Annotated in this window: 20 protein-coding genes and 1 other RNA gene; 19 read left to right on the forward strand and 2 right to left on the reverse strand. The window is 41.6% G+C overall.

The features are described 5' to 3' along the window. Positions 1 to 89: 89 nt before the first annotated feature. The 12 genes from CJD30_RS06990 to rnpB all read left to right on the forward strand — a co-directional run bounded on the left by CJD30_RS06990 (position 90) and on the right by rnpB (position 10,833). A complete protein-coding gene (locus CJD30_RS06990) occupies positions 90 to 2,264 on the forward strand; it encodes an NADP-dependent isocitrate dehydrogenase (protein ID WP_294917777.1) in 2,175 nt (724 codons plus the stop codon). 137 nt (positions 2,265 to 2,401) lie between these two features. Next, positions 2,402 to 3,361, forward strand: a complete 960-nt coding sequence (gene mdh / locus CJD30_RS06995) for a malate dehydrogenase (protein ID WP_294917779.1) — start codon at positions 2,402 to 2,404, stop codon at positions 3,359 to 3,361. Continuing rightward, positions 3,361 to 4,752 (forward strand): class II fumarate hydratase, encoded by a 1,392-nt coding sequence (gene fumC, locus CJD30_RS07000; protein ID WP_294917781.1) that lies wholly within the window; start codon positions 3,361 to 3,363, stop codon positions 4,750 to 4,752. Before mdh ends, fumC begins: the two co-directional genes overlap by 1 nt. 21 nt (positions 4,753 to 4,773) lie before the next feature. Further along, the gene (sucC, locus tag CJD30_RS07005) at positions 4,774 to 5,943 is read left to right on the forward strand and encodes an ADP-forming succinate--CoA ligase subunit beta (RefSeq protein ID WP_294917784.1); all 1,170 of its coding nucleotides are present in this window, start codon (positions 4,774 to 4,776) and stop codon (positions 5,941 to 5,943) included. A gap of 3 nt (positions 5,944 to 5,946) precedes the next feature. Continuing rightward, positions 5,947 to 6,819: a succinate--CoA ligase subunit alpha gene (gene sucD, locus CJD30_RS07010; RefSeq protein ID WP_294917787.1), complete on the forward strand. Its 873-nt coding sequence runs from the start codon at positions 5,947 to 5,949 to the stop codon at positions 6,817 to 6,819. Continuing rightward, the gene (locus tag CJD30_RS07015; protein WP_294917789.1) at positions 6,819 to 7,100 is read left to right on the forward strand and encodes a heavy metal-associated domain-containing protein; all 282 of its coding nucleotides are present in this window, start codon (positions 6,819 to 6,821) and stop codon (positions 7,098 to 7,100) included. The genes sucD and CJD30_RS07015 overlap by 1 nt, the downstream gene beginning before the upstream one ends. A 22-nt stretch (positions 7,101 to 7,122) precedes the next feature. Next, complete coding sequence (locus CJD30_RS07020) at positions 7,123 to 7,440, forward strand: 4Fe-4S binding protein (RefSeq protein ID WP_294917791.1); 318 nt, start codon at positions 7,123 to 7,125, stop codon at positions 7,438 to 7,440. Positions 7,441 to 7,451: 11 nt separating this feature from the next. Continuing rightward, positions 7,452 to 8,597 (forward strand): 2-oxoglutarate synthase subunit alpha, encoded by a 1,146-nt coding sequence (locus CJD30_RS07025; RefSeq protein WP_294917794.1) that lies wholly within the window; start codon positions 7,452 to 7,454, stop codon positions 8,595 to 8,597. Then, complete coding sequence (locus CJD30_RS07030; protein ID WP_294917795.1) at positions 8,597 to 9,454, forward strand: 2-oxoglutarate ferredoxin oxidoreductase subunit beta; 858 nt, start codon at positions 8,597 to 8,599, stop codon at positions 9,452 to 9,454. The genes CJD30_RS07025 and CJD30_RS07030 overlap by 1 nt, the downstream gene beginning before the upstream one ends. Positions 9,455 to 9,465: 11 nt before the next feature. Further along, a complete protein-coding gene (locus CJD30_RS07035; protein WP_294917797.1) occupies positions 9,466 to 10,023 on the forward strand; it encodes a 2-oxoacid:acceptor oxidoreductase family protein in 558 nt (185 codons plus the stop codon). 135 nt (positions 10,024 to 10,158) lie between these two features. Further along, positions 10,159 to 10,455: a DUF2018 family protein gene (locus CJD30_RS07040; protein ID WP_294917800.1), complete on the forward strand. Its 297-nt coding sequence runs from the start codon at positions 10,159 to 10,161 to the stop codon at positions 10,453 to 10,455. Positions 10,456 to 10,504: 49 nt separating this feature from the next. Next, an RNA gene (rnpB, locus tag CJD30_RS07045) (RNase P RNA component class A) lies at positions 10,505 to 10,833 on the forward strand. Here rnpB and CJD30_RS07050 read toward each other — a convergent pair. Continuing rightward, a complete protein-coding gene (locus tag CJD30_RS07050; protein ID WP_294917803.1) occupies positions 10,833 to 11,921 on the reverse strand; it encodes a methyl-accepting chemotaxis protein in 1,089 nt (362 codons plus the stop codon). The genes rnpB and CJD30_RS07050 overlap by 1 nt on opposite strands. A 238-nt stretch (positions 11,922 to 12,159) precedes the next feature. Here CJD30_RS07050 and CJD30_RS07055 point away from each other — a divergent pair, with 238 nt between their 5' ends. Together CJD30_RS07055 and CJD30_RS07060 are read left to right on the forward strand one after the other, a co-directional pair. Next, positions 12,160 to 12,822, forward strand: a complete 663-nt coding sequence (locus CJD30_RS07055; protein ID WP_294917804.1) for a hypothetical protein — start codon at positions 12,160 to 12,162, stop codon at positions 12,820 to 12,822. A gap of 35 nt (positions 12,823 to 12,857) precedes the next feature. Further along, positions 12,858 to 13,109 (forward strand): hypothetical protein, encoded by a 252-nt coding sequence (locus CJD30_RS07060; protein WP_294917806.1) that lies wholly within the window; start codon positions 12,858 to 12,860, stop codon positions 13,107 to 13,109. A 183-nt stretch (positions 13,110 to 13,292) separates the two neighbouring features. Here CJD30_RS07060 and CJD30_RS07065 read toward each other — a convergent pair whose 3' ends face one another. Next, complete coding sequence (locus tag CJD30_RS07065; protein ID WP_294917808.1) at positions 13,293 to 14,801, reverse strand: FAD-dependent oxidoreductase; 1,509 nt, start codon at positions 14,799 to 14,801, stop codon at positions 13,293 to 13,295. Between the two features lie 127 nt (positions 14,802 to 14,928). On the opposite strand from CJD30_RS07065, the gene CJD30_RS07070 reads away from it, so the two are divergent. The 5 genes from CJD30_RS07070 to CJD30_RS07090 are packed head-to-tail and all read left to right on the forward strand — an operon-like array spanning position 14,929 to position 20,909. After that, positions 14,929 to 16,197, forward strand: coding sequence for a citrate synthase (locus CJD30_RS07070; RefSeq protein ID WP_294917810.1), 1,269 nt, complete (start codon positions 14,929 to 14,931; stop codon positions 16,195 to 16,197). Positions 16,198 to 16,244: 47 nt separating this feature from the next. Next, positions 16,245 to 16,676, forward strand: a complete 432-nt coding sequence (locus tag CJD30_RS07075; protein ID WP_294917811.1) for a CoA-binding protein — start codon at positions 16,245 to 16,247, stop codon at positions 16,674 to 16,676. Between the two features lie 9 nt (positions 16,677 to 16,685). Beyond that, positions 16,686 to 17,897, forward strand: coding sequence for a threonine ammonia-lyase (ilvA, locus tag CJD30_RS07080; RefSeq protein WP_294917813.1), 1,212 nt, complete (start codon positions 16,686 to 16,688; stop codon positions 17,895 to 17,897). 12 nt (positions 17,898 to 17,909) lie between these two features. Further along, on the forward strand, positions 17,910 to 20,039 hold the full coding sequence (locus CJD30_RS07085; protein WP_294917815.1) for a hypothetical protein: 2,130 nt from the start codon (positions 17,910 to 17,912) through the stop codon (positions 20,037 to 20,039). Beyond that, positions 20,040 to 20,909, forward strand: a complete 870-nt coding sequence (locus tag CJD30_RS07090) for a phosphatase (protein ID WP_294917817.1) — start codon at positions 20,040 to 20,042, stop codon at positions 20,907 to 20,909. Positions 20,910 to 20,922: the final 13 nt, after the last annotated feature.

The following is a 20,922-nucleotide window of genomic DNA, read 5'->3' on the forward strand; positions in this document are numbered from 1 at the left end:
AACTTTTTGCATCTAAAAGTGTTTCAAAGAGTAAAAATTTCTCTGTAAGTGTTATGATGCTCGTATAAAAAAAATAACAGGAGAACCTGATGGCAAAAATCATTTGGTCGAAAATTGATGAAGCTCCGGCTTTAGCAACTTATTCATTCTTCCCGATCGCATCTAAGTTTTGTGCAGCTGGCGGTGTAGAGCTTGAACAAAGTGACATTTCACTTGCTGGACGTGTTCTTGCAGCTATGGGTCTTGCAGAAGACGAATTGTCAAAACTTGGAGAACTTTGTGTTAAGCCAGAAGGTAATATTATTAAACTTCCGAACGTTTCAGCATCAGTAGGTCAGCTCAAAGATTGTATCGCTGAGCTTCAAAGTCAAGGGTACAATATCCCTAACTACCCTGAAAACCCTGCAAACGATGCGGAAAAAGAGATTCAAGCAAAATACAGTGTTTGTCTTGGTTCAGCGGTTAATCCGGTTCTTCGTGAAGGTAACTCGGATCGACGTGCAGCAAAAGCGGTTAAAAATTTCGCTCAGAAAAATCCGCATAAACTTCGTGCGTATGCTGAGAATTCAAAAGCGGCAGTAATGCATATGGAAGGAAATGGTGACTTCTACGGTAACGAGAAATCAGTTACTATGGACAAAGGACAAAAAGTCACTATCGCTTTGAACGGCAAAGAACTTAAAACCATCGATGCAGTTGATGGCGAAGTACTTGACGGTACATTTATGTCGGTTAAAGCGCTTCGTGCATTCTACAAAGCGTCTATCGAAGAAGCAAAAGCAAAAGGTGTGATTTGGTCATTACATCTTAAAGCAACCATGATGAAAATCTCTGATCCGGTCATGTTCGGACATGCATTTGAGATTTTCTTTGAAGGTGTATTCGCAAAATATGCAGATACATTCAAAGAAGTTGGCGTTAACCCAAATCTTGGTATGTCAGATCTTGAGAAAAAAATCAAAGGTCATCCGTTAGAAGCGGAAATCAAAGCGGCATTTCAAGCGGTTGTTGATTCAGACAGCCCGAAAATCGCAATGGTTGACTCTGATAAAGGGACTACCAACTTTAACGCTTCAAATGACGTTATCATCGATGCTTCGATGCCGGTTGTTGTTCGTGAGGGCGGTAAACAATGGGATCGTACCGGTGCAGCGCTTGAAACGCTTGCGGTTATCCCGGATTCAACCTACGGTATGTTCCATGCTGAGATGGTAGCTGATTGTGTGAAAAACGGTCAATACGACGTTTCAACAATGGGTACAATGCAAAATATCGGGTTGATGGCTCAAAAAGCGGAAGAGTACGGCTCACACCCGACGACATTCGTTCTTACTGAAGGCGGAAAAGTAACCGTTAGCGCAGCAGACGGTACAGAACTTATGAGTTTCGATTGTGAAGCGGGTGATATCTGGCGTATGTCACGTGCAAAAGATATCCCGATCAAAGACTGGATCCGTCTTGCATTCGAACGCGGCCAAATCGAAAAACTTCCAGTAGTATTCTGGTTGGACGAAAACCGTGCACACGATGCGCAAATGATCGCAAAAGTGAAAAAATATATGCCGGAATTCAATACAGCAGGTCTTGAGATCCACATCCTAGATATCACTGCTGCAACGCGTTTCACCAATGAGCGCATCCGCAAAGGGTTGGACACTATTGCTGTAACAGGTAACGTACTTCGTGACCACTTGACCGATATGTATCCGATCCTTGAGCTTGGTACATCTGCTAAAATGCTTTCAATCGTTCCATTGCTTGCAGGTGGTGGATTGTTTGAAACAGGTGCGGGCGGATCGGCTCCGAAACACGTTGAACAGTTCCTCAATGAAGGTCACCTCCGTTGGGATTCATTGGGTGAGTTCTTGGCATTGGCTGAATCACTCCGTATGATCGAGCAAAAAAATCCAAATGCAGATCTTGCGGCTGTAACTGCAGCTCTTGACGTTGCGAACCAAGCGTATTTGGATAACAACAAAGCACCGGGACGTAAAGCGGGTGAGCCGGATAACAAAGCATCACATTTCTATGTAGCGCAATACTGGGCACGTGCGCTCGCTTCTAGCAGCAATGCTGCACTTGCGGCAAAATTCGCTCCTGTTGCGGATGCATTGGAAGCGAATGAAGCGAAAATCATGGAAGAGCTTATGGCTGTTTCTGGAAAACCACAAGATATTGGCGGTTACTTCCATCCAAATGATGAAAAAGCAGAAGCAGCAATGCGCCCATCAGCGACATTGAATGCTATCATCAATGCTATCTAACCAATAGTGTTGGATTGGGGAAAAATCCCCAATCGCTTTTACTCTGTAGAATCAAGTCTATAGAGTAAAGGCGATTGAATCGTCTTTTATTTCTTTTGTTAAAATAGAAATATAGATATGTCACAAGGAGTAGGTAAATGATAAACGGAAAACGTGTCGGAATCGTAGGGGCAGGAAATGTCGGGTCGACGATTGCCTACTCACTGGCAATGCTCGGATCGTGTCATGAAATCATTTTACGTGACAATAAGATCGAGATTGCTAAAGGAAAAGCGCTGGATATGTCGCAAGCAGCTGCTGCAGTACGTAGTCACTCTACGGTTAAAGTCGCAGAGTCGATGGCAGATTTGACCGATTGTGATGTTGTAGTCATCACTGCGGGAAGCCCGCGTCTTCCGGGAATGAGTCGCGATGACTTATTGATGATCAATGCGAAAGTAACCCGCGAAGTGATAGAGGGTGTTGCAAAATATTCTCCGAACGCCATTGTTATTATGGTATCCAATCCGTTGGATGCAATGACATACGTTGCATTGCGCGAAAGCGGATTCAACCGCAGCCGTGTAATCGGAATGGCGGGAGTATTGGACAGTGCGCGTATGGCAGCGTTTATTCAAGAGAAACTAGGATACGGAGGGGGGCAAATTCGTGCTTCCGTTATGGGTGGACACGGTGATGATATGGTTCCGCTTCCACGCTATTCGACAGTGGCAGGGGTTCCGCTTTCAGATCTTTTGACGCCGGACGAAATTGATGAGATCGTTCATCGTACGCGTAAAGGCGGTGCGGAAATTGTTGCATTGTTGCAAACAGGATCTGCGTATTATGCTCCGGCGAAAGCAACAGCGATCATGGTAGAAGCAATTTTGAAAGATACGAAACAGATTCATCCGTGTGCGGTATATCTCGAGGGAGAATACGGTTTTAGCGGAGTTGTTAGCGGTGTTCCTGTAATGCTCGGAGCAAACGGTGCAGAAAAAATCATCGAAGTAACGTTGGATGATGCTGAAAAAGCGATGTTTGCCGCATCATGCAAATCGGTTCAAGGATTGATCGATACGTTAAATACAAATAATTTTTTTGAAGGAGCCAAATAATGAGTTTTCGCATCGAAAAAGATACGATGGGAGAAGTTCGTGTACCGAATGACACGTACTGGGGGGCGCAAACACAGCGTTCATTGGAAAACTTCCAAATCGGCGAAGAGAAAATGCCTTATGAAATCACAAGAGCGTTTTCATACCTAAAAAAAGCGGTAGCATTGGTTAACTGTGATTTGGGAATGTTGAGCAAAGAAAAAGCGGATGCGATTGCTGAGGCGGCAGATGAAATGCTCTCAGGGAAGCTTGATGCACATTATCCGCTTGTTGTTTGGCAAACCGGTTCAGGTACACAGTCCAATATGAACAACAACGAAGTATTGGCTTCTCGTGCGACTGAGATTCTAGGCGGTGATTTCAGAACACAAAAATTGGTTCATCCGAATGATGATGTTAATAAGTCACAAAGTTCGAACGATACATATCCGACAGCATTGCATGTAGCAGCCGTTATTGCGGTTGAGACACGTTTGCTTCCGGCGATTGATCATCTTCGTAAAACTTTGATTGCGAAAAGTGAAGCGTTCAGCGATATCGTCAAAATTGGCCGTACCCATCTTCAAGATGCGACTCCGTTGACACTAGGTCAAGAGATCAGCGGTTGGGTAGAGATGCTCAACAAATGCGAGAAAATGGCAAAAGATTCTCTCGAATCTGTACGTGAACTTGCACTGGGCGGAACAGCGGTCGGAACAGGACTGAATGCTCATCCTGAACTTGGAGAGCGTGTTGCGGCAAAATTGAGTGAGCTTACAGGTCATCAGTTTGTCACTGCTCCGAATAAGTTCCATGCTCTAACGAGTCATGATGCTCTTGTGTATGCACACGGTGCACTCAAAGCACTTGCAGCCGATATGATGAAAATCGCGAACGACGTTCGGTGGTTGGCATCAGGACCGCGTTGTGGTATTGGTGAAATTACGATTCCTGAAAACGAGCCGGGTTCATCGATCATGCCGGGTAAAGTCAATCCGACACAAAGTGAAGCGGTAACGATGGTTACATGTCAAGTTATGGGTAACGATGCCTGTATCGGTTTTGCAGCAAGCCAAGGAAATTTTGAGCTTAATGTATTCAAACCGGTAATTGCTTATAACTTCTTGCAATCGGTTCGTTTGCTTTCTGATTCTATCGTATCGTTCAACGATAACTGTGCGATAGGAATCGAGCCTGTACGTGATCAAATTGATGCGTATTTGAACAATTCATTGATGTTGGTAACGGCACTCAATCCGTATATCGGATATGAAAATGCGGCAAAAATTGCTAAAACAGCACACAAAGAGAACTCGACACTGAAAGAGACTGCGATCAAACTCGGTCTACTCACAGCTGAAGAGTTCGATAAGTATGTCATCCCTGAAGAGATGACAAGACCAATAGCATAAACTAAATTACAGGAGGAATGGATGAATATTCACGAATATCAAGCAAAAGAACTATTCAAAAAATACAATGTACCGACACCACGCGGTCATATTGCTTTCACACCCGATGAAGCGGTAAAAGCGGCTCAAGAGCTCGGCGGAAATATTTGGGTGGTCAAAGCTCAAATTCATGCAGGTGGACGCGGATTGGGCGGCGGTGTAAAACTGGCTCGTTCAACATCGGAAGTACGTGCATTGGCAGCTGAAATTCTAGGTATGCAATTGGTCACACACCAAACAGGACCTGAGGGAAAACTCGTTCAGAAAGTCTACATCGAAGAGGGTGCGGACATTAAAAAAGAGTATTATCTTGGTATGTTGCTTGATCGTGCATCTGAAATGCCGATTATGATGGCGTCTACTGAGGGTGGTATGGCAATCGAGGACGTTGCGCATAACACGCCGGAAAAAATCATCAAAGTCGCTATTGATCCGTTGACCGGTTTTCAAAGTTTCCACGGTCGTAAATTGGCATTCGGTTTGGGTCTTCCGGTAGAAGAGATCAATACGTTTATCAAATTTGCGTCGGCTTTGTATAAAGTTTATATGGATCACGATGCGGAGATGATCGAGATCAATCCGTTGATCAAAACGGGTGATGGCAAATTCTTGGCATTGGATGCGAAAATGGGCTTTGATAACAATGCTCTCTATCGTCAATCCCAAGTGAATGAAATGCGCGATTTGAGTGAAGAAGAACCGACAGAGATCGAAGCGGGCAAATACGGTCTTAGCTACATTAAACTTGACGGTGATGTCGGTTGTATGGTTAACGGTGCCGGGTTAGCGATGGGTACAATGGATACCATCAACTATGAAGGCGGTAAACCGGCTAACTTCCTTGACGTGGGCGGCGGAGCGAATGCTGAAACCGTTGCAAAAGGGTTTGAAATTATTTTGAAAGATCCGAATGTAAAAGCGATTTTCGTCAATATCTTCGGTGGTATCGTACGTTGTGATCGTGTTGCTAACGGTATTCTTGAAGCAACAAAACTGACTAAAGTAGATGTACCGGTTATCGTTCGTCTTGATGGTACAAATGCAAAAGAAGCGGCAGATATCCTTAACAATGCGGGAATTTCAAATATTATCGCAGCAACAGACCTTGCAGACGGTGCGCGTAAAGCCGTTGCAGCAGCGAAGGGAGAATAATTAATGTCTATTTTGGTAAATAAAGATACAAAAGTAATCGTACAAGGGTTTACAGGAAAAGAGGGGACGTTCCATGCAGAGCAATGTATGGCATACGGAACTAAAATTGTTGGCGGTGTAACTCCTGGTAAAGGTGGACAAGAGCACCTTGGACAACCAGTTTTCAATACGGTTGACGAAGCGGTTCGTGCTACAGGTGCCACGGTTTCTATGATCTTCGTACCGCCGGCTTTCGTATCGGATGCAGTTATGGAAGCAGCAGATGCAGGGATTGAGCTTGCAGTTATCATTACCGAAGGTGCTCCGGTAAAAGATATGATGTACGCAAAAGCGTATGCGGTGAAGAAAAACATGAAAACAATCGGACCGAACTGTCCGGGAATCATTACCGCTGAAGAGTGTAAAATCGGAATTATGCCGGGCTTCATTTTCAAAAAAGGGAATGTCGGTCTGATCTCTAAATCAGGGACATTGACGTATGAATCAGCAAACCAAGTAGTCAATGAAGGTTTTGGTATTACAACAGCAGTTGGAATTGGTGGAGATCCTATTATCGGTCTTTCTTACAAACAACTACTTCCGATGTTTGAAGCGGATCCGGAAACTCATGCGATCGTTATGATCGGTGAAATCGGTGGTGATTTGGAGATCCAAGCAGCTGCTTACATTAAAGAACATATTACAAAACCAGTCGTTGCATTTATCGCAGGGCAAACAGCACCTGCCGGAAAACGTATGGGGCATGCGGGAGCGATTATCTCTGGCGGTTCAGGAACTGCGGCTGAAAAAATGGCGGCTCTCGAAGATGCTGGTGTACGTGTTGTAGTTTCTCCGGCGGATATCGGTAAAGCTCTAGCGGAAGTGATGAAAAAATAATGAAAACTGTCTTTGAGGTAGCCAATGTACGTTGTGGCGGATGTGCTAATACAATAACCAAAGCACTCAAGGAAGCAGGATTTGAAGAGGTCAGTGTTGATCTCACGTGCGAGCCTCGTAAAGTAACAATCGAGATTGTAGACGAGGCGCAATCAGCACAAGCTCAGGCTATATTAAGAAGTCTCGGTTATCCTCTGAGCACTGATGACAGAGGATTTACGGAAGACACGATTCTAAAAGCAAAAAGCTTTGTTTCGTGCGCTATCGGTAAAATAAATTAGTTAATTTAAATGAGGAGAAGGAATGTCAATAATTAAAGCGCCAGAAAACACTCCGGTGTGGGTTGATGAAGCAAGATGTAAAGCTTGTGACATCTGTGTATCAGTATGTCCGGCAGGAGTTTTAGCTATGAGACTTGAGCCAACATCGACATTGGGTGCAATGATCGAGATCGTTGAACCTCAAGCATGTATCGGCTGTAATGATTGTGAATTGAATTGTCCTGATTTCGCTATTTACGTAGCAGACAAATCTGAGTACAAGTTTGCAAAACTTTCAGATCAAGCTAAAGAGAGAGCTGAAGCTATCAAGAAAAATAAATACATGAAGCTTAGCGCTTAAAGGGGGCAAATATGGAATTAAGAGAAGTAATTTCAACCGGAAATGATTTGGCTGCTGAAGCGGCTGTTGATGCAGGATGTATGTTTTTCGGAGGGTATCCGATTACTCCATCGTCTGAAGTTATGCACACTATTTCCGATCTATTGCCGGAAGTAGGCGGTACAGCGATCCAAATGGAAGACGAAATTGCAGGTATCGCAGCTGCAGTCGGTGCCGGTATGGCAGGTGTTCGTACAATGACGGCTACATCAGGTCCAGGGGTTTCACTCAAAGCTGAAAACCTAGGGCTTGCACAAATGGCAGAAGTTCCGTTGGTTCTTGTCAACGTTATGCGTGGAGGTCCATCAACCGGTCTTCCGACTCGTGTATCACAAGGTGACGTTCGTCAAGCACGTAACCCATCACACGGAGATTACCGTTCTATAACTTTATGTGCCGGAAACTTGGCTGAGTGTTATACGGAGACAGTTCGTGCATTTAATCTTGCAGACCGCTTTATGCAACCGGTTATCGTTCTTTTGGATGAGACTATCGGACATATGCACGGTAAAGCAATGATCCCGACCGTTGAAGAGGTAAAAAAAGGGATTGTTCCGCGTAAAACATTTACTGGGGCACCGGAAGATTATCGTCCATACGGTGTTGGTGCGGATGAAGCAGCAGTTTTGAACCCAATGTTCCAAGGGTATCGCTATCATTTTACAGGGTTGCACCATGACGGAAAAGGGTTTCCGACTGAAGAGATTGAAACATGCCGTAAATTGATTCAACGTCTTGAAGACAAAGTTATGATGCACACCGATGAGCTTGAGCTTAATGAAGAGTTTATGTGTGATGATCTTGAAGAAAACGATGTTCTTATCATCGCATACGGTTCTGTATCGCTTGCGGCAAAAGAGGCGATTCGTCACCTTCGTGCAGCAGGAATTAAAGCAGGTCTTTTCCGTCCGATCACATTGTGGCCAAGTCCGGCGGATCGCATCAAACATTTTACAGACAAAGTCAAAAATGTTCTTTGTGTTGAGTTGAATATCCGCCAATATACTGAAGAGGTCGAACGTGTTTCAAGCCGTTTAGATATCCACGGTTTGTATAAAGTTAACGGACGAGCAATCTCTCCATATGAAATTGTTAACAAAGTGAAGGAGATAATCTAATGGCTTTCAATTATGACCAATATTTACGTTTAGAAAAAATGCCGACACTTTGGTGTTGGGGATGTGGTGACGGTGTTATTCTTAAAGCCGTTATTCGTGCGATCGAAGCGTGTGGATGGGATCAAAACGATGTATGTGTCGTTTCCGGTATCGGATGTTCGGGACGTTTTTCATCGTATGTTGATTTTAACACTGTTCACACAACGCACGGACGTACGGTAGCGTTTGCAACCGGAATCAAATTGGCGTATCCGGATAAAAAAGTTATTTGTGTTGCTGGTGACGGTGACGCATTGGCAATCGGTGGTAACCACACCATTCACGGATGCCGACGTAATATTGACATCAAATTCATTATGATCAATAACTTTATTTACGGGTTGACAAACTCACAAACATCTCCGACAACTCCTCAAGGGATGTGGACAGTGAGCCAAAAATCAGGAAATATCGATCCAACATTTAACGCATGTGATTTGGCGATTGCATCTGGTGCTTCTTTCGTAGCGCGTGAAACGATGCTTGATCCTAAAAAATTGGAAAAAGTCCTTGTAAAAGGATTCCAACACAACGGATTCGCTTTCTTTGACGTAATGTCGAACTGCCATATCAACCTTGGCCGTAAAAACAAAATGCAAAGTGCTATGGAGAACCTTGAATGGATTGATAGCATTACTACTCCATTGAAAAAATGGGAAGCATTAAGCGATGAAGAAAAATTAAACAAATTCCCTACGGGTGTTTTGAAACACGATGAAAATGCACGCGAATACTGCGACATGTACAAAGAGGTACAAGCATTCCATCAAGGTAAACGTAAAGCGATTACCCAAGACGATTTCGCGAAGAAAATTTAAGGAGATACACAATGGCTAGAACATTAATGAGATTTACAGGTGTTGGCGGACAGGGTGTACTTCTTGCAGGTGAAATTTTCGCAGCTGCAAAAATTAAAGAGGGTGGTCATGGTCTAAAAACCGCTACCTATACTTCACAAGTTCGTGGTGGACCAACGGTTGTTGATATCACATTGGACGATGAAGAAATTTTCTATCCGTATGCTAATGACGGTGAGATTGACTTCATGCTCTCCGTTGCGCAAGCAAGCTACAACCTTTTCAAAAACGGTGTTTCTGAAGGTGGTACAATCGTTGTTGAACCAAACTTGGTTCATCCAACGGAAGAGGATCGTAAAAAATGGAATATCGTTGAGATTCCAATTATCACGATTGCTAAAGATGAAATCGGAAACGTTATTACTCAATCGGTTGTTGCTTTGGCGATCGCTAATACGTTTATGAAAGCATTGGATGATGATTTACTTCGAGAAGTTATGCTTTCAAAAGTGCCGGCAAAAGTTCATGATGTTAATAATAAGGCTTATGACCTCGGTAAAAAATACGCTCTTGAAGCGATGGCTTCTTAATTTTCCGCATCTGCGGAAAATTCCCCAAGACACTTTTTTTTTTCACATTTTTAATAAAATAATTTTAATTTCTCCAGAATACGTTACTATTAATCAATAGTTTGATACTCTGTTGCAATACAAAAGGAGTCCATAATGTCAAGATTTGAAGCATTATTTGAAGACGAAGACGATATTTTCAGCGGTTCACCTCAATCGAAATACTGGGATATCGCAAAGCAAGTCAGTGAAGATTTGTATCAATACGATTTTGACGAAATTATGACTAAAATCGCTGTTATGGAAAAGATGTTAATGCAACAGCACAATGAAGATGAATTAAATCGAATTGTTGAAAGCTATGCATTGATGCATCAAGAAGAGATTGAACTTCACAAAAAAAGTCTTTATATGGAATATGCAGGGCGCTTAATCTATAAACTTTCTGATTAAATCACTCTGTATTGAGTCGTTTCTAATTAAAATTGTTTTATAATACATATAGGTATAGCAGGTGATAGCTTGAGCTAAAACTCAAGAGGTAAAGTCCGGGCTGCCGTAGGACACGGTTCCATCTAACGGATGGCCACGGTAACGTGAGGGACAGTGCAACAGAGAGTAGACCGCCTCGAAAGAGGTGAGGGTGAAACGGTGGGGTAAGAGCCCACCAGTCTCTTAGGCAACTAAGAGAGCTATGTAAACCCAACCGCGCAGCAAGAAACAGATGGTTAGCGTCCTACATCGCTATTGTTTCGCTAAAGACTCTGAGTGATCAGAGTATTAGATTAATTATTGCCATATCCAGAACCCGGCTTACGCTATACCTAGTTTTACGCTTTATCAATTGCGTTAAACAGTTTTGGCGATATAGATTCTATCGTTTCAAACAACTCAATGATATTTTCTTTTCTTGTCCCATAGGTACCGCTTTCTAACATACGTATAATATCGGTGACGGCAGACAAAATTTCCCGCTGTAATGTTTCAATTGTTTCAAAATCATGATTTTTATTCGGTGTGTTTTGGCGAATAAGATCATACCACTCACGAATATTTTGTTTGATAGGCATTTTAGCATCGATCGTTGGTGATGAACTGAACACGGATGCATAGGTATTTGCTTTATAAGAGAGATGGTCGATCTTCGCAAAGCTGCCAAATGCGTAATCAATCAGATTTTCGCTTTTATCGGTGATTCCATTGGATGTTGTAATAAATTGATTCATTGTTTCATGGAATGAGGCAATGGTTTTTTGAACCTCTTTTGCCGTTTCTACCATGTGATCGCTGCTCGTACTGATATCACCGGATTGTTGCCGCACGATTTGAATATTGTTTTCTACCTCTTTGGTCGCTTTTTGGGTACGCTCTGCAAGTTTTCTCACCTCATCGGCCACCACGGCAAATCCGCGTCCATGCTCTCCTGCACGGGCTGCTTCGATTGCTGCATTGAGTGCTAGCAGGTTTGTTTGATCTGCAATATCATTGATCAAAGACATAATTTGACCGACATCATTTATTCCTTGCAATAGCCCTTCCATTTTACTGTTGGAATCAAACAACGAATGGGTAAGTATCTCAAGAGAACTGGAGAGCTGGGTAATCCCTTGTTTGGAATCTTGTAAATCTTTTGACTCTTTGAGAATGAGATTTCTGATTTGCTGTAACCCGTCCAATGTGTGTTCAAAATTCTTTTGAACAATATCAAGACCGTTGATAATAGAAGTTGTAAATTTTGAGGCTACAGTATGTTCAAGATGATATTTTTGACTATCATCAGACATGGACAAGGATTCAAATAGGCTCTCTTCTTCTTTCCCTTTATAGCCTGCAATCTCATTTTTTAGTAGCTTGTTTTCATGTAGCAATGCATTGTATTGGGTTTCTAAATCGTTGTATCTGCTTTTTGAAATAAACATGCGTCATCTGCCTTCATACGAATAGGGTGGAATATTTTTCAGAGTATATAGATTTAGTGACGCATTTTTGTTGCAAAATGCTGATTGAATTTATTTAGTTGAATTATTTAAATATTGAGTCCATATCGAGATTCCAAATGAGAATTGAAGCTTCAATGATATCTCTTGAATAAATTTGTTGTATTATATGTATTTTAATGCATGAAATATTAAAGGTCAGAAACAGAGGGTATTACGTGTGAAAGAACATAAACCATTCAGTATCCGTATCGTTATTTATCCTCTTTTGCTTATTTTGATCATTGCTGTTTATAAAAATCACACGGGAAACAGCAAAAGTATTTCTCCTGATACTAATCGCACACACGTGAAAACCATAATCATCCCTCCGCCAAATGCAATCAAAGTAGGTGAACTGTATGCACCGTATTACATTGATGAGCACAGTACTCTAAAAACGATTATCAATAATCTTCAAGATCGGTGCAGCGGTAATGAAGCGTGTGAAGTAAATCAAGCCTTTACTTATGTATCGCATATCCCTTATGTCCGATCGAACAAACATAGAACCCCTGTTGAAGTGATCAATAAAAATGGGGGTGATTGTGACGAAAAAGCGCAGTTGCTCGCGATGATACTTCTCGAGACACACCATAACTGTCTTTTGGTTTATACTAAAGATCATGCGTTTATTGCGGTCGAGATTAATAATCCGTCCAAAATGGATCCCAATAGCGCACGTTTAACTATTGGCGGTAAAGAGTATTTTTATGCGGAAGTGACAGATCCGAAGGGATATGTCGGAAAATTTAATGATATATATCCTCATCAATTTCAAGGGATTTATCATGTCAATGAAAAGAAGAATATACCGATCGAATCAATACAACCTATCCTCTAAGCTATAATGTTGAAAATCAAAAATAGGACAGTAAAATGAATGAACAACTGTTATTAGAACTTCAACATCATATATCACAAGTTGTCGGCGATCATACGGCTAAAATGGCAATGGCACTTAACAACTATGTTTTGGATACGGCTGCATCAACCGCAATTTACTCTATCGAAAAATCAACCGGTAATAAACTGACCAATGATGAGAAGGATAAAATTTTGGCTTCAATCGTTAGTGCGATGGATGGAAAGTTGGAAAATTACATCAAACAAGCATACGGAGCAGAGTAATCAGTAACTTTCGGTTTACTAACCGTATCAAAAAAATGGAATAAACTTTGCTTGTACATTTTAATCTTATCGGATTAAGGAAGAGTTATGAGCATTGCTATCGGAAGTGTCTATTCGGCTATTTATGAGTACATTGAAGTATTCAGTGACGTATGGGCTGAAAAGATTTTTTAATCCTTCAGATCACTTATTCTTTTTCCATAAACTATGGGGTTTATCCCAGAATGATTCATGCGGCTTACCGATATGGATCTCTTCAAAGTACTCTTTTTCATGTTGATGCATCGCTTCGCGTATTGCATTGACGGTTTTCTTTTGCGCTTCTATCGGTGCTGACAAAACGCAATATTCGCCATCGGTCAGTTCATTATTAAAGCGTTCTTCGTCAAACTTTTTACCAAGATATTGGACAATATAACGTACATCTCTCTCTGCATTACCTAGACAACTGGTTGCACCCGGAGATGGCGTCATATTGAAAATAATCCCCTCGCCGGTATTGATGGACGCTTCTCCTAAAAGAAGTTTTTGCTGTTTTTTATCGATGACTTGGGGACGGACTCCTCCAAAGCCGTGTGCATAGCTAAATTCATGAAGCTGTAGGGACGGGACGATTTTACGAGCATCGTGTAAAAACAGGCGTTTGTTTAACCATGGAATTTCGAATAAAAAATTACGAAAAATATAGTTTCGGATATCGGATTCCCGCAAAAGTTTCCATAATGCACTGAATACGTTTCGATCGAGCCGTAAGGTCTTCCAAAAATCCAGATAGGTGCCGCCGGTAAAGCGTTCAAGTTTTGGTAAAACGAGAGCTGTAGGACCGAACCGCGTATTGCCCCCTGCTAATATATCTGGATCTCCGTGCAGAGCTGCAAACGGGAGTTTTGGATTTTGAATCATATAGACTTTTCCGTTGAGGAGTTTCTCATTGGTGAGATAAAAACTCCCCGCTACCGGAAGACACGCATACTCTAGTCCATATCCCAAAGAGTGGGCTAAATAAAGACTGTGAGCACCCGCATCGACCACAACAAAGTCTGCGGTATAAATACCGTTTTTGGTATGGACAGTATAGCCGCGAGAACTATTTTTTTCGATGTTGATGATCGGAGAATCCAAAAAGAGATCAACCGTGGTATGGGGTTCATTGTTGGAATTTGTAATGAAAGATTCAGCCATTTTGCCATAATCGACTGTCGTCCATTGATCTTTAGCACCGATGCCGACGATTTGTTCAGGACGCTCTTTACCCTCATGATCAAATACAATACGCGGTTCAAGCGTTTTGAGCTGTTCTTTGTCCCATACTTCGAGATACGGAAAAAGTTCAGAAAACTCTTCATACCGATGGAGTAGAAATTCTACTTCTTCTTCCCCGATCCCAAGCGCCATTTTTTGGTGGGAAAAGATGATGTCATTTTGGTAGCCGTGCTGAAGGCAATATTTTTCGACCATTTTAGCGGTACGTTTTGTAATTGCAGCTTTTGAGAGGGTATAGTTAGTTTCGATATCACCCACATGAATGGTTTGAGAATTCGCAGTTCCTTTGGAGTTTAACGATGCAATCGAACCATATTTTTCTACAACCGCAATCTGGGTGATATCGGTATATCGAGCGAGTTCATACGCTAACGCACATCCTGATATACCTGCACCGACAATCAAAACTTCATAATGGTGATTCTTCATATTGCTCTTTTTAAAGGGTTGGATAGAATAAGAATATTCTATAGTATAAAATTCAAAAAGAAGGTTATAACGGGAAAATTACATGAAAAATGCTATATTACCTCTTAATAAGTCAGAAGGAAACGGTATGAAAAGCGTTACCCTAACCGATAACCGTACGGGAAAAAGTTATGAATTTCCAATTTTAGAGGGAAATATAGGTCCCGATGTGATAGATGTACGTACTCTCTACAAAGACACGGGTATGTTTACCTATGATCCTGGATTTACTTCAACAGCAAGCTGCAGTTCATCTATCACCTATATTGACGGTGAAAAAGGAGAACTGCTCTATCGCGGATATAATATCGGTGATTTGGCGACAAAAAAAAGCTATCTGGATGTAGCCTATTTACTTTTAACGGGAAAATTGCCGAATGAGAAAGAACGGGCTTCTTTTGATATGGAATTGCGAAAACGCTCTTTTGTCCACGAGGGGCTAAAGCGGTTATTTGATGCGTTTCCCGATAAAGCGCATCCGATGGCGATGATGTCATCAGCTGTATCCGCATTATCGACATTTTATTTCGAACATCTAAACGTAAAGAGCGAAGAAGAAGCGCAAATCATGGCGCGGCGTATTATCGCTAAAATCCCAACATTAGCCGCATTTACACATCGCAGAATGTTTGGTATTCCCTATATTTATCCTGACATAGAACGCCCATTTACCGAAAATTTTCTTTATATGATGCGTGCATATCCGGGAGAGAATCTTGAAATACGTGATGTAGAAATCAAAGCCCTTGACACCATTTTTACTCTCCATGCCGATCATGAACAAAATGCTTCTACTTCTACTGTCAGAGCCGTTGCTTCTACGGGAGCTCATCCGTATGCTGCATTATCGGCAGGGATCAACGCATTATGGGGAAGAGCACATGGTGGAGCAAATGAATCGGTCATAGCACAGCTTGAATATATTGGTAGTATAGACAAAGTAGATGATTTTATTGCACGTGCAAAAGATCCGAATGATGAGTTTAAATTGATGGGATTTGGTCACCGTGTTTATAAAAACTTTGATCCGCGGGCGAAGATACTCAAAAATCTTTTGGATCAGTTAAAAGATGAGCTCGGTGTCAACAGCGAATTGTTGAAGGTTGCCGAGAGAATAGAACAGATTGCATTGAGCGATGAATACTTTATACAGCGTAAACTCTATCCGAATATCGATTTTTATTCGGGACTGATTCTTACGGCACTTAAAGTTCCAAAATCGATGTTTACTATTATCTTCGTTATTGGTCGATCGGTAGGGTGGATTACCCAATGGATTGAACTCAAAAATGATCGTGAGATGAAAATAGCTCGCCCAAGACAGCGTTATATCGGCGAAGTGAAAAAAAGTGTTTAAATAATTTAGCTATAATAAGAAAGTTATCTATCAAAGAAGGAGCTAATATGGAATGCGAATTTCCAACCGTCAATTCGACCAATGATGAAATTAAAACGATTTTGGATGAGGTGAAAACGATTGCGGTCTTAGGGCTCTCCCCTGATTCGACAAAAGACAGCTACCGTGTAGCTGAGTATCTTAAAAATGCCGGTTATACGATTGTCCCTGTCTATCCGAAAGAGGAAACGATTTTAGGGGAAAAAGTATATCGATCATTAGCGGAAATCCCGTTTTCAGTGGATATGGTGAATATATTTCGTAAGCCTGATGCATTGGACGCTATTGCAGATGCGTGTATTGCACGCAAAGATGTGAAAGTATTTTGGGCACAACAAGGGATTGTGAATAACGAAGCCGCCGAGAAAGCACGTAATGCCGGGATGAAAGTGGTACAAAATCATTGCAGTATGGTTGAGCATCGTCTCATCCATGGTTAAAGGGAAAGTTTGATCGATTTACAAACTATATATGAAGCGAATGAACGGATCAAAGATGTCATCGTGAAAACCCCTTTTGGGCATGCTCCGAGACTGAGTCAAGAATCAGGATGTAACGTCTATCTCAAAAAAGAGAATCTTCAAGTCACCGGAGCATTCAAAATTCGAGGGGCGTATAATAAAATAGCTTCTCTCAGTGATGAAGAACGCTCTCGCGGTGTTATTGCGGCCAGTGCAGGCAACCATGCCCAAGGAGTTGCCATGGCAGCTCAAATGTTCGGAACCCGAGCTCTTATCGTCATGCCTGAATCAACCCCTTTGACAAAAATTAACGGGGTAAGCTATTACGGTGCGGAAGTCATTTTGGCAGGTTCTAATTATGATGAAGCGTATGCTTATGCATCATCGTATGGGGCTGAACACGGGTTGGTCTTTGTTCATCCGTTTGCAGATGAAGCTGTTATGGCGGGGCAGGGTACACTTGCTCTTGAGATGCTCGAATGTATGGACAATTTAGATGCAATCATCATCCCTGTCGGTGGTGGTGGGCTCATTTCAGGTATGGCCTCAGCCATCAAAGCACTTGCCCCGCATATCCGTGTGATCGGTGTCGGTGCAGCTGGAGCGCCTGCCATGCGTCAATCATTTGATGCAAAGACTGCTATCGATACGACGAGTGTTCGAACCATTGCTGATGGAATTGCAGTTAGAGATACATCACCGATTACCCTCGCACATATTCTTGATTCTGTCGATGAATTTGTGAGTGTTGATGATGAAGAGATAGCGAATGCGATTTTATTTTTGTTGGAACGTCAAAAATTGGTAGTAGAAGGGGCAGGTGCTGCAGGTGTTGCCGCATTGCTTCATCACAAAATGGACCATTTGAAAGATAAAAATGTAGGTGTAGTTCTAAGCGGCGGGAATATGGATGTCACTTTGCTTTCGATTATTATCGAAAAAGGGTTAATCAAATCGGGTCGTAAAATGAAGCTGACGGTTACATTGATCGACAAACCGGGAACTTTGATGCAGCTAACCCGAATGCTCCAAGATTTGAATGCCAATATTGTTCATATTGAGTATGATCGTACTTCTACATCATTGGCGTATGGGGATGCAAATGTAACCATACACCTTGAGACAAAAGGGGAAGCACATCAACAACAAATTCGCAGTGCTTTAAAAGATAATCGATATTTAATCAGTGAAGAACACTAAGGAAGCATAAATATGGATGTTTCAAAAGTTTTAAGTTTTAAACATCCTATCCTCTTTCTTAAAACACTTTCAAATGGTAATTTAGCCGCTATTGATGCACAAAATGCGTTGAGAATTATAGATTCTTCGACGTATCAAGTATTGGATGGATTTAAAACCAATATTTTGCACGAACGCCTGATCGGTAGCTATGTCGATTTGACCCCTGATGGAGAATATTCGGTGTCAGCGATTTTAGGGACCAATCAAGCAGCATTGTTTAGTTTGTCACAACGTAAATTGCTCTACAAAGCCGGATTTCACAATGGAGAGGTTGAGAGTGTAGGGCTGGATCCGAATGGACGATATTTTGTCACGTGTGGGCAAGATGGGAAATCGTTTGGATGGGTTTTGAAAACTTCACGGCTCGCTTTTACTCTCCCTCCTCATGCTGATTATGTTACAACCGTTGCCTTTAACGATAATGGTCAATGGATAGCTACGGGGAGTTTTGATACCACGATCAATCTTCTCAACATTGCAATGATGAACAAACCTATCAAACTTCGCGGACACAAAGCTCCTATCGTGAAAATCATTTTTCTTCCTGATGCCAAGCTCCTCTCCGCCGATAAAGAAGGGGGACTGATCGTATGGGATATGAGTAGCGGAAAAGTGATCAAGCGGCTTCAAAGAATGAATGATGAAATCACCTCCCTCTCTATCAGCACCAGCAAACGCTTTGTGTTTGTAACCACAAAGCTGGGTAATATCGGTTTGTATGATATGAACGTTATGGAGCAAATCTCTTCTAGATATCTTAAAGTGAACGATATTATTACTTCATCCGAATTTTTGAGTGATCCTATTCGGTTGGCTATTGGTACGCTAGAGGGAAAAATTCTCATTTATTCTCTGTTGGGAAATGAAGAACGCTACGCATCATTATTCAAAGAGGGACAATATAAGCCTTTTTATGACGCACTCGATGACAATCCGATGCTTTTGTACTCTAAAACGTATGAATTAGCCGAAAAAATATGGATGGATGTTTTAGAAAAAGGGCGAGGGTATCTCGAAAAAAGTCAAATTCCAAAAGCAAAAGAGGTTTTTACTCCATTTACACTCGTTCCGAAAAAAAATGCACTTATTACCCAAATGTTTCGATCGTATGAGAAATACGAGCAATTTAAAAATTCGGCTGAAGAGGGGCGTTTATCCATCGCATATTCATTGGCGAAGCAATATCCGGCATTTCAAGAGACGGACGTGTATCGTAAATTGGAGTTAAAATGGAAAAAACTTTTTTTCAAAGCGCAAGAGTTGATTTTAACATCCAATGGCGATGAAAAAGCCAAAGAATTATTCGCACCCTACAGAGGAATCTCTGAAAAAACGGCATTGATACAGCAACTTTTCGAAGATCGAAAAATGTATCTTTATTTCAAAAAAATTATTGCTCAGCGCGATTATGTCAAGTTTTTTGCCTTGATTAAAAAGCATCCGTTTTTAAAAGAGTTTAGTGAATACGCTGAAGTGATGGAGTATGCAGATAAGCTTTATATCCAATCGCAAAAAGCGTATTCAAACGGAGAATTTGCAACAGCTCGAAAAGCGTGTGAAATTCTTGTATCTTTTCCTGATTATGCGGTAGAAGCGCAAGAAATAATCAATACAATACGGATAAAACATCTATTCTTTGAAGCGATAGCAGCCAATAATCTCTCCAATGCATTTTCTTATTTGAGTACTTTTCCATTGCTCTATGATACCGCTGAAGCACAAGTCCTAGAACGTCAATGGAACAGTGCTGTTGATAAAGCGCAGCGTTTTGCCGCCAAAGGAGACGCAAAAGAGACCTTGGCAGTATTTGAACCGTATTTCGGCATTCGTCCAAAATATGCCGCTATGGGTGCCGTAGTCGCTCAAGCGTATTGCGTTCAACTCGAAAATAAAATACGGATGAATGCACAGCAAAGTCAGATTGAATTCGGAATTCGGCAATACATTGGGTTGTTCGGTATAGATGAAGGGATACATGCCATTATAAATTTGTTAAGAAAAGTGACACAATCTGCAATTGAAACCGCATCTTTACGACAAGGCTCTATTGAAACATGGTCCCCTTCTACTAAGATTTATGATATTACGCAAAGAGGTTGAATGATAGCGATCGATTTGGGATCCAATACGATCCGTTTCATTGAGTTTGACGGAAAATTATGGCTTAGAAGCTTTGAAAAAATTGTCCGAACGGCAGAGAATCTTCATCAATCTAAACGGATAGGTCAAAATGCAGTAGTCCGGATTATTGACGCTATCAATGAAGCCAAGGGACATTTTGATTTTACTCAGCCGATTTTAGGGTATACGACTGCAGCTATGCGTATGGCGGAGAATGCCGATGAAGTCTTATCAACGATCAAAAGCTCTACCGGGATTTTTTTTGAGATTATTGACGGTAAAAAAGAGGCTTTTTTAACTCTCAATGCTGTTCGGTATCGGTTGAAAACGCTCAATATTGAACCTTCGGATTTTTTGCTGGCGGATATTGGCGGCGGGTCGACAGAACTTACCCGATACAATAGTGCTCATATCCAAACTGTTAGTCTGAATTTCGGAATTGTAACATTAAGTGAATCTAGTGATAATGATTTGGAGACGAAGATACTCGAATTTAAACACTCACTTAAAGATCATGTGGGATCAGCTCAGACGATCTTGGTCCTAACGGCTGGAACTCCTACAACGATTGCCGCATATTTGAATGGTATGGATTATGAGAGTTACAACCCAAATGTAATCAACGGATATCGGTTGAGTTTGAAAGATTGCTATCGTGTATATCGTGACTTAGAGAATATGGATGAATCTGCGCGTATTCGTTTTGTGGGAGTAGGAAGAGAAAACCTCATTATTGCCGGAATTTTGATGGTTACGGCTATTTATGAATCGATGGGGGTTGAAGAAGCCATCATCATCGATGATGGTTTGCGTGAAGGGATCGCTTTAGATTATTACAAAATGTCATAAATTTTGTCCCTTG

Source organism: Sulfuricurvum sp. PD_MW2 (assembly GCF_002633015.1).
Taxonomy (GTDB): Bacteria; Campylobacterota; Campylobacteria; order Campylobacterales; family Sulfurimonadaceae; genus Sulfuricurvum.

What these genes read in the sequence shown, in the direction of transcription:
- CJD30_RS07070 (WP_294917810.1), top strand. Translation starts at nt 14,929, where the DNA reads ATGAAAAGCGTTACCCTAACCGATAACCGTACGGGAAAAAGTTATGAA.
- CJD30_RS06990 (WP_294917777.1), top strand. Translation starts at nt 90, where the DNA reads ATGGCAAAAATCATTTGGTCGAAAATTGATGAAGCTCCGGCTTTAGCA.
- CJD30_RS07025 (WP_294917794.1), top strand. Translation starts at nt 7,452, where the DNA reads ATGGAATTAAGAGAAGTAATTTCAACCGGAAATGATTTGGCTGCTGAA.
- CJD30_RS07020 (WP_294917791.1), top strand. Translation starts at nt 7,123, where the DNA reads ATGTCAATAATTAAAGCGCCAGAAAACACTCCGGTGTGGGTTGATGAA.
- CJD30_RS07030 (WP_294917795.1), top strand. Translation starts at nt 8,597, where the DNA reads ATGGCTTTCAATTATGACCAATATTTACGTTTAGAAAAAATGCCGACA.
- CJD30_RS07085 (WP_294917815.1), top strand. Translation starts at nt 17,910, where the DNA reads ATGGATGTTTCAAAAGTTTTAAGTTTTAAACATCCTATCCTCTTTCTT.
- mdh (WP_294917779.1), top strand. Translation starts at nt 2,402, where the DNA reads ATGATAAACGGAAAACGTGTCGGAATCGTAGGGGCAGGAAATGTCGGG.
- CJD30_RS07065 (WP_294917808.1), bottom strand. Translation starts at nt 14,801, where the DNA reads ATGAAGAATCACCATTATGAAGTTTTGATTGTCGGTGCAGGTATATCA.
- fumC (WP_294917781.1), top strand. Translation starts at nt 3,361, where the DNA reads ATGAGTTTTCGCATCGAAAAAGATACGATGGGAGAAGTTCGTGTACCG.
- CJD30_RS07090 (WP_294917817.1), top strand. Translation starts at nt 20,040, where the DNA reads ATGATAGCGATCGATTTGGGATCCAATACGATCCGTTTCATTGAGTTT.
- CJD30_RS07015 (WP_294917789.1), top strand. Translation starts at nt 6,819, where the DNA reads ATGAAAACTGTCTTTGAGGTAGCCAATGTACGTTGTGGCGGATGTGCT.
- CJD30_RS07075 (WP_294917811.1), top strand. Translation starts at nt 16,245, where the DNA reads ATGGAATGCGAATTTCCAACCGTCAATTCGACCAATGATGAAATTAAA.
- CJD30_RS07035 (WP_294917797.1), top strand. Translation starts at nt 9,466, where the DNA reads ATGGCTAGAACATTAATGAGATTTACAGGTGTTGGCGGACAGGGTGTA.
- sucC (WP_294917784.1), top strand. Translation starts at nt 4,774, where the DNA reads ATGAATATTCACGAATATCAAGCAAAAGAACTATTCAAAAAATACAAT.
- CJD30_RS07050 (WP_294917803.1), bottom strand. Translation starts at nt 11,921, where the DNA reads ATGTTTATTTCAAAAAGCAGATACAACGATTTAGAAACCCAATACAAT.
- CJD30_RS07040 (WP_294917800.1), top strand. Translation starts at nt 10,159, where the DNA reads ATGTCAAGATTTGAAGCATTATTTGAAGACGAAGACGATATTTTCAGC.
- sucD (WP_294917787.1), top strand. Translation starts at nt 5,947, where the DNA reads ATGTCTATTTTGGTAAATAAAGATACAAAAGTAATCGTACAAGGGTTT.
- CJD30_RS07060 (WP_294917806.1), top strand. Translation starts at nt 12,858, where the DNA reads ATGAATGAACAACTGTTATTAGAACTTCAACATCATATATCACAAGTT.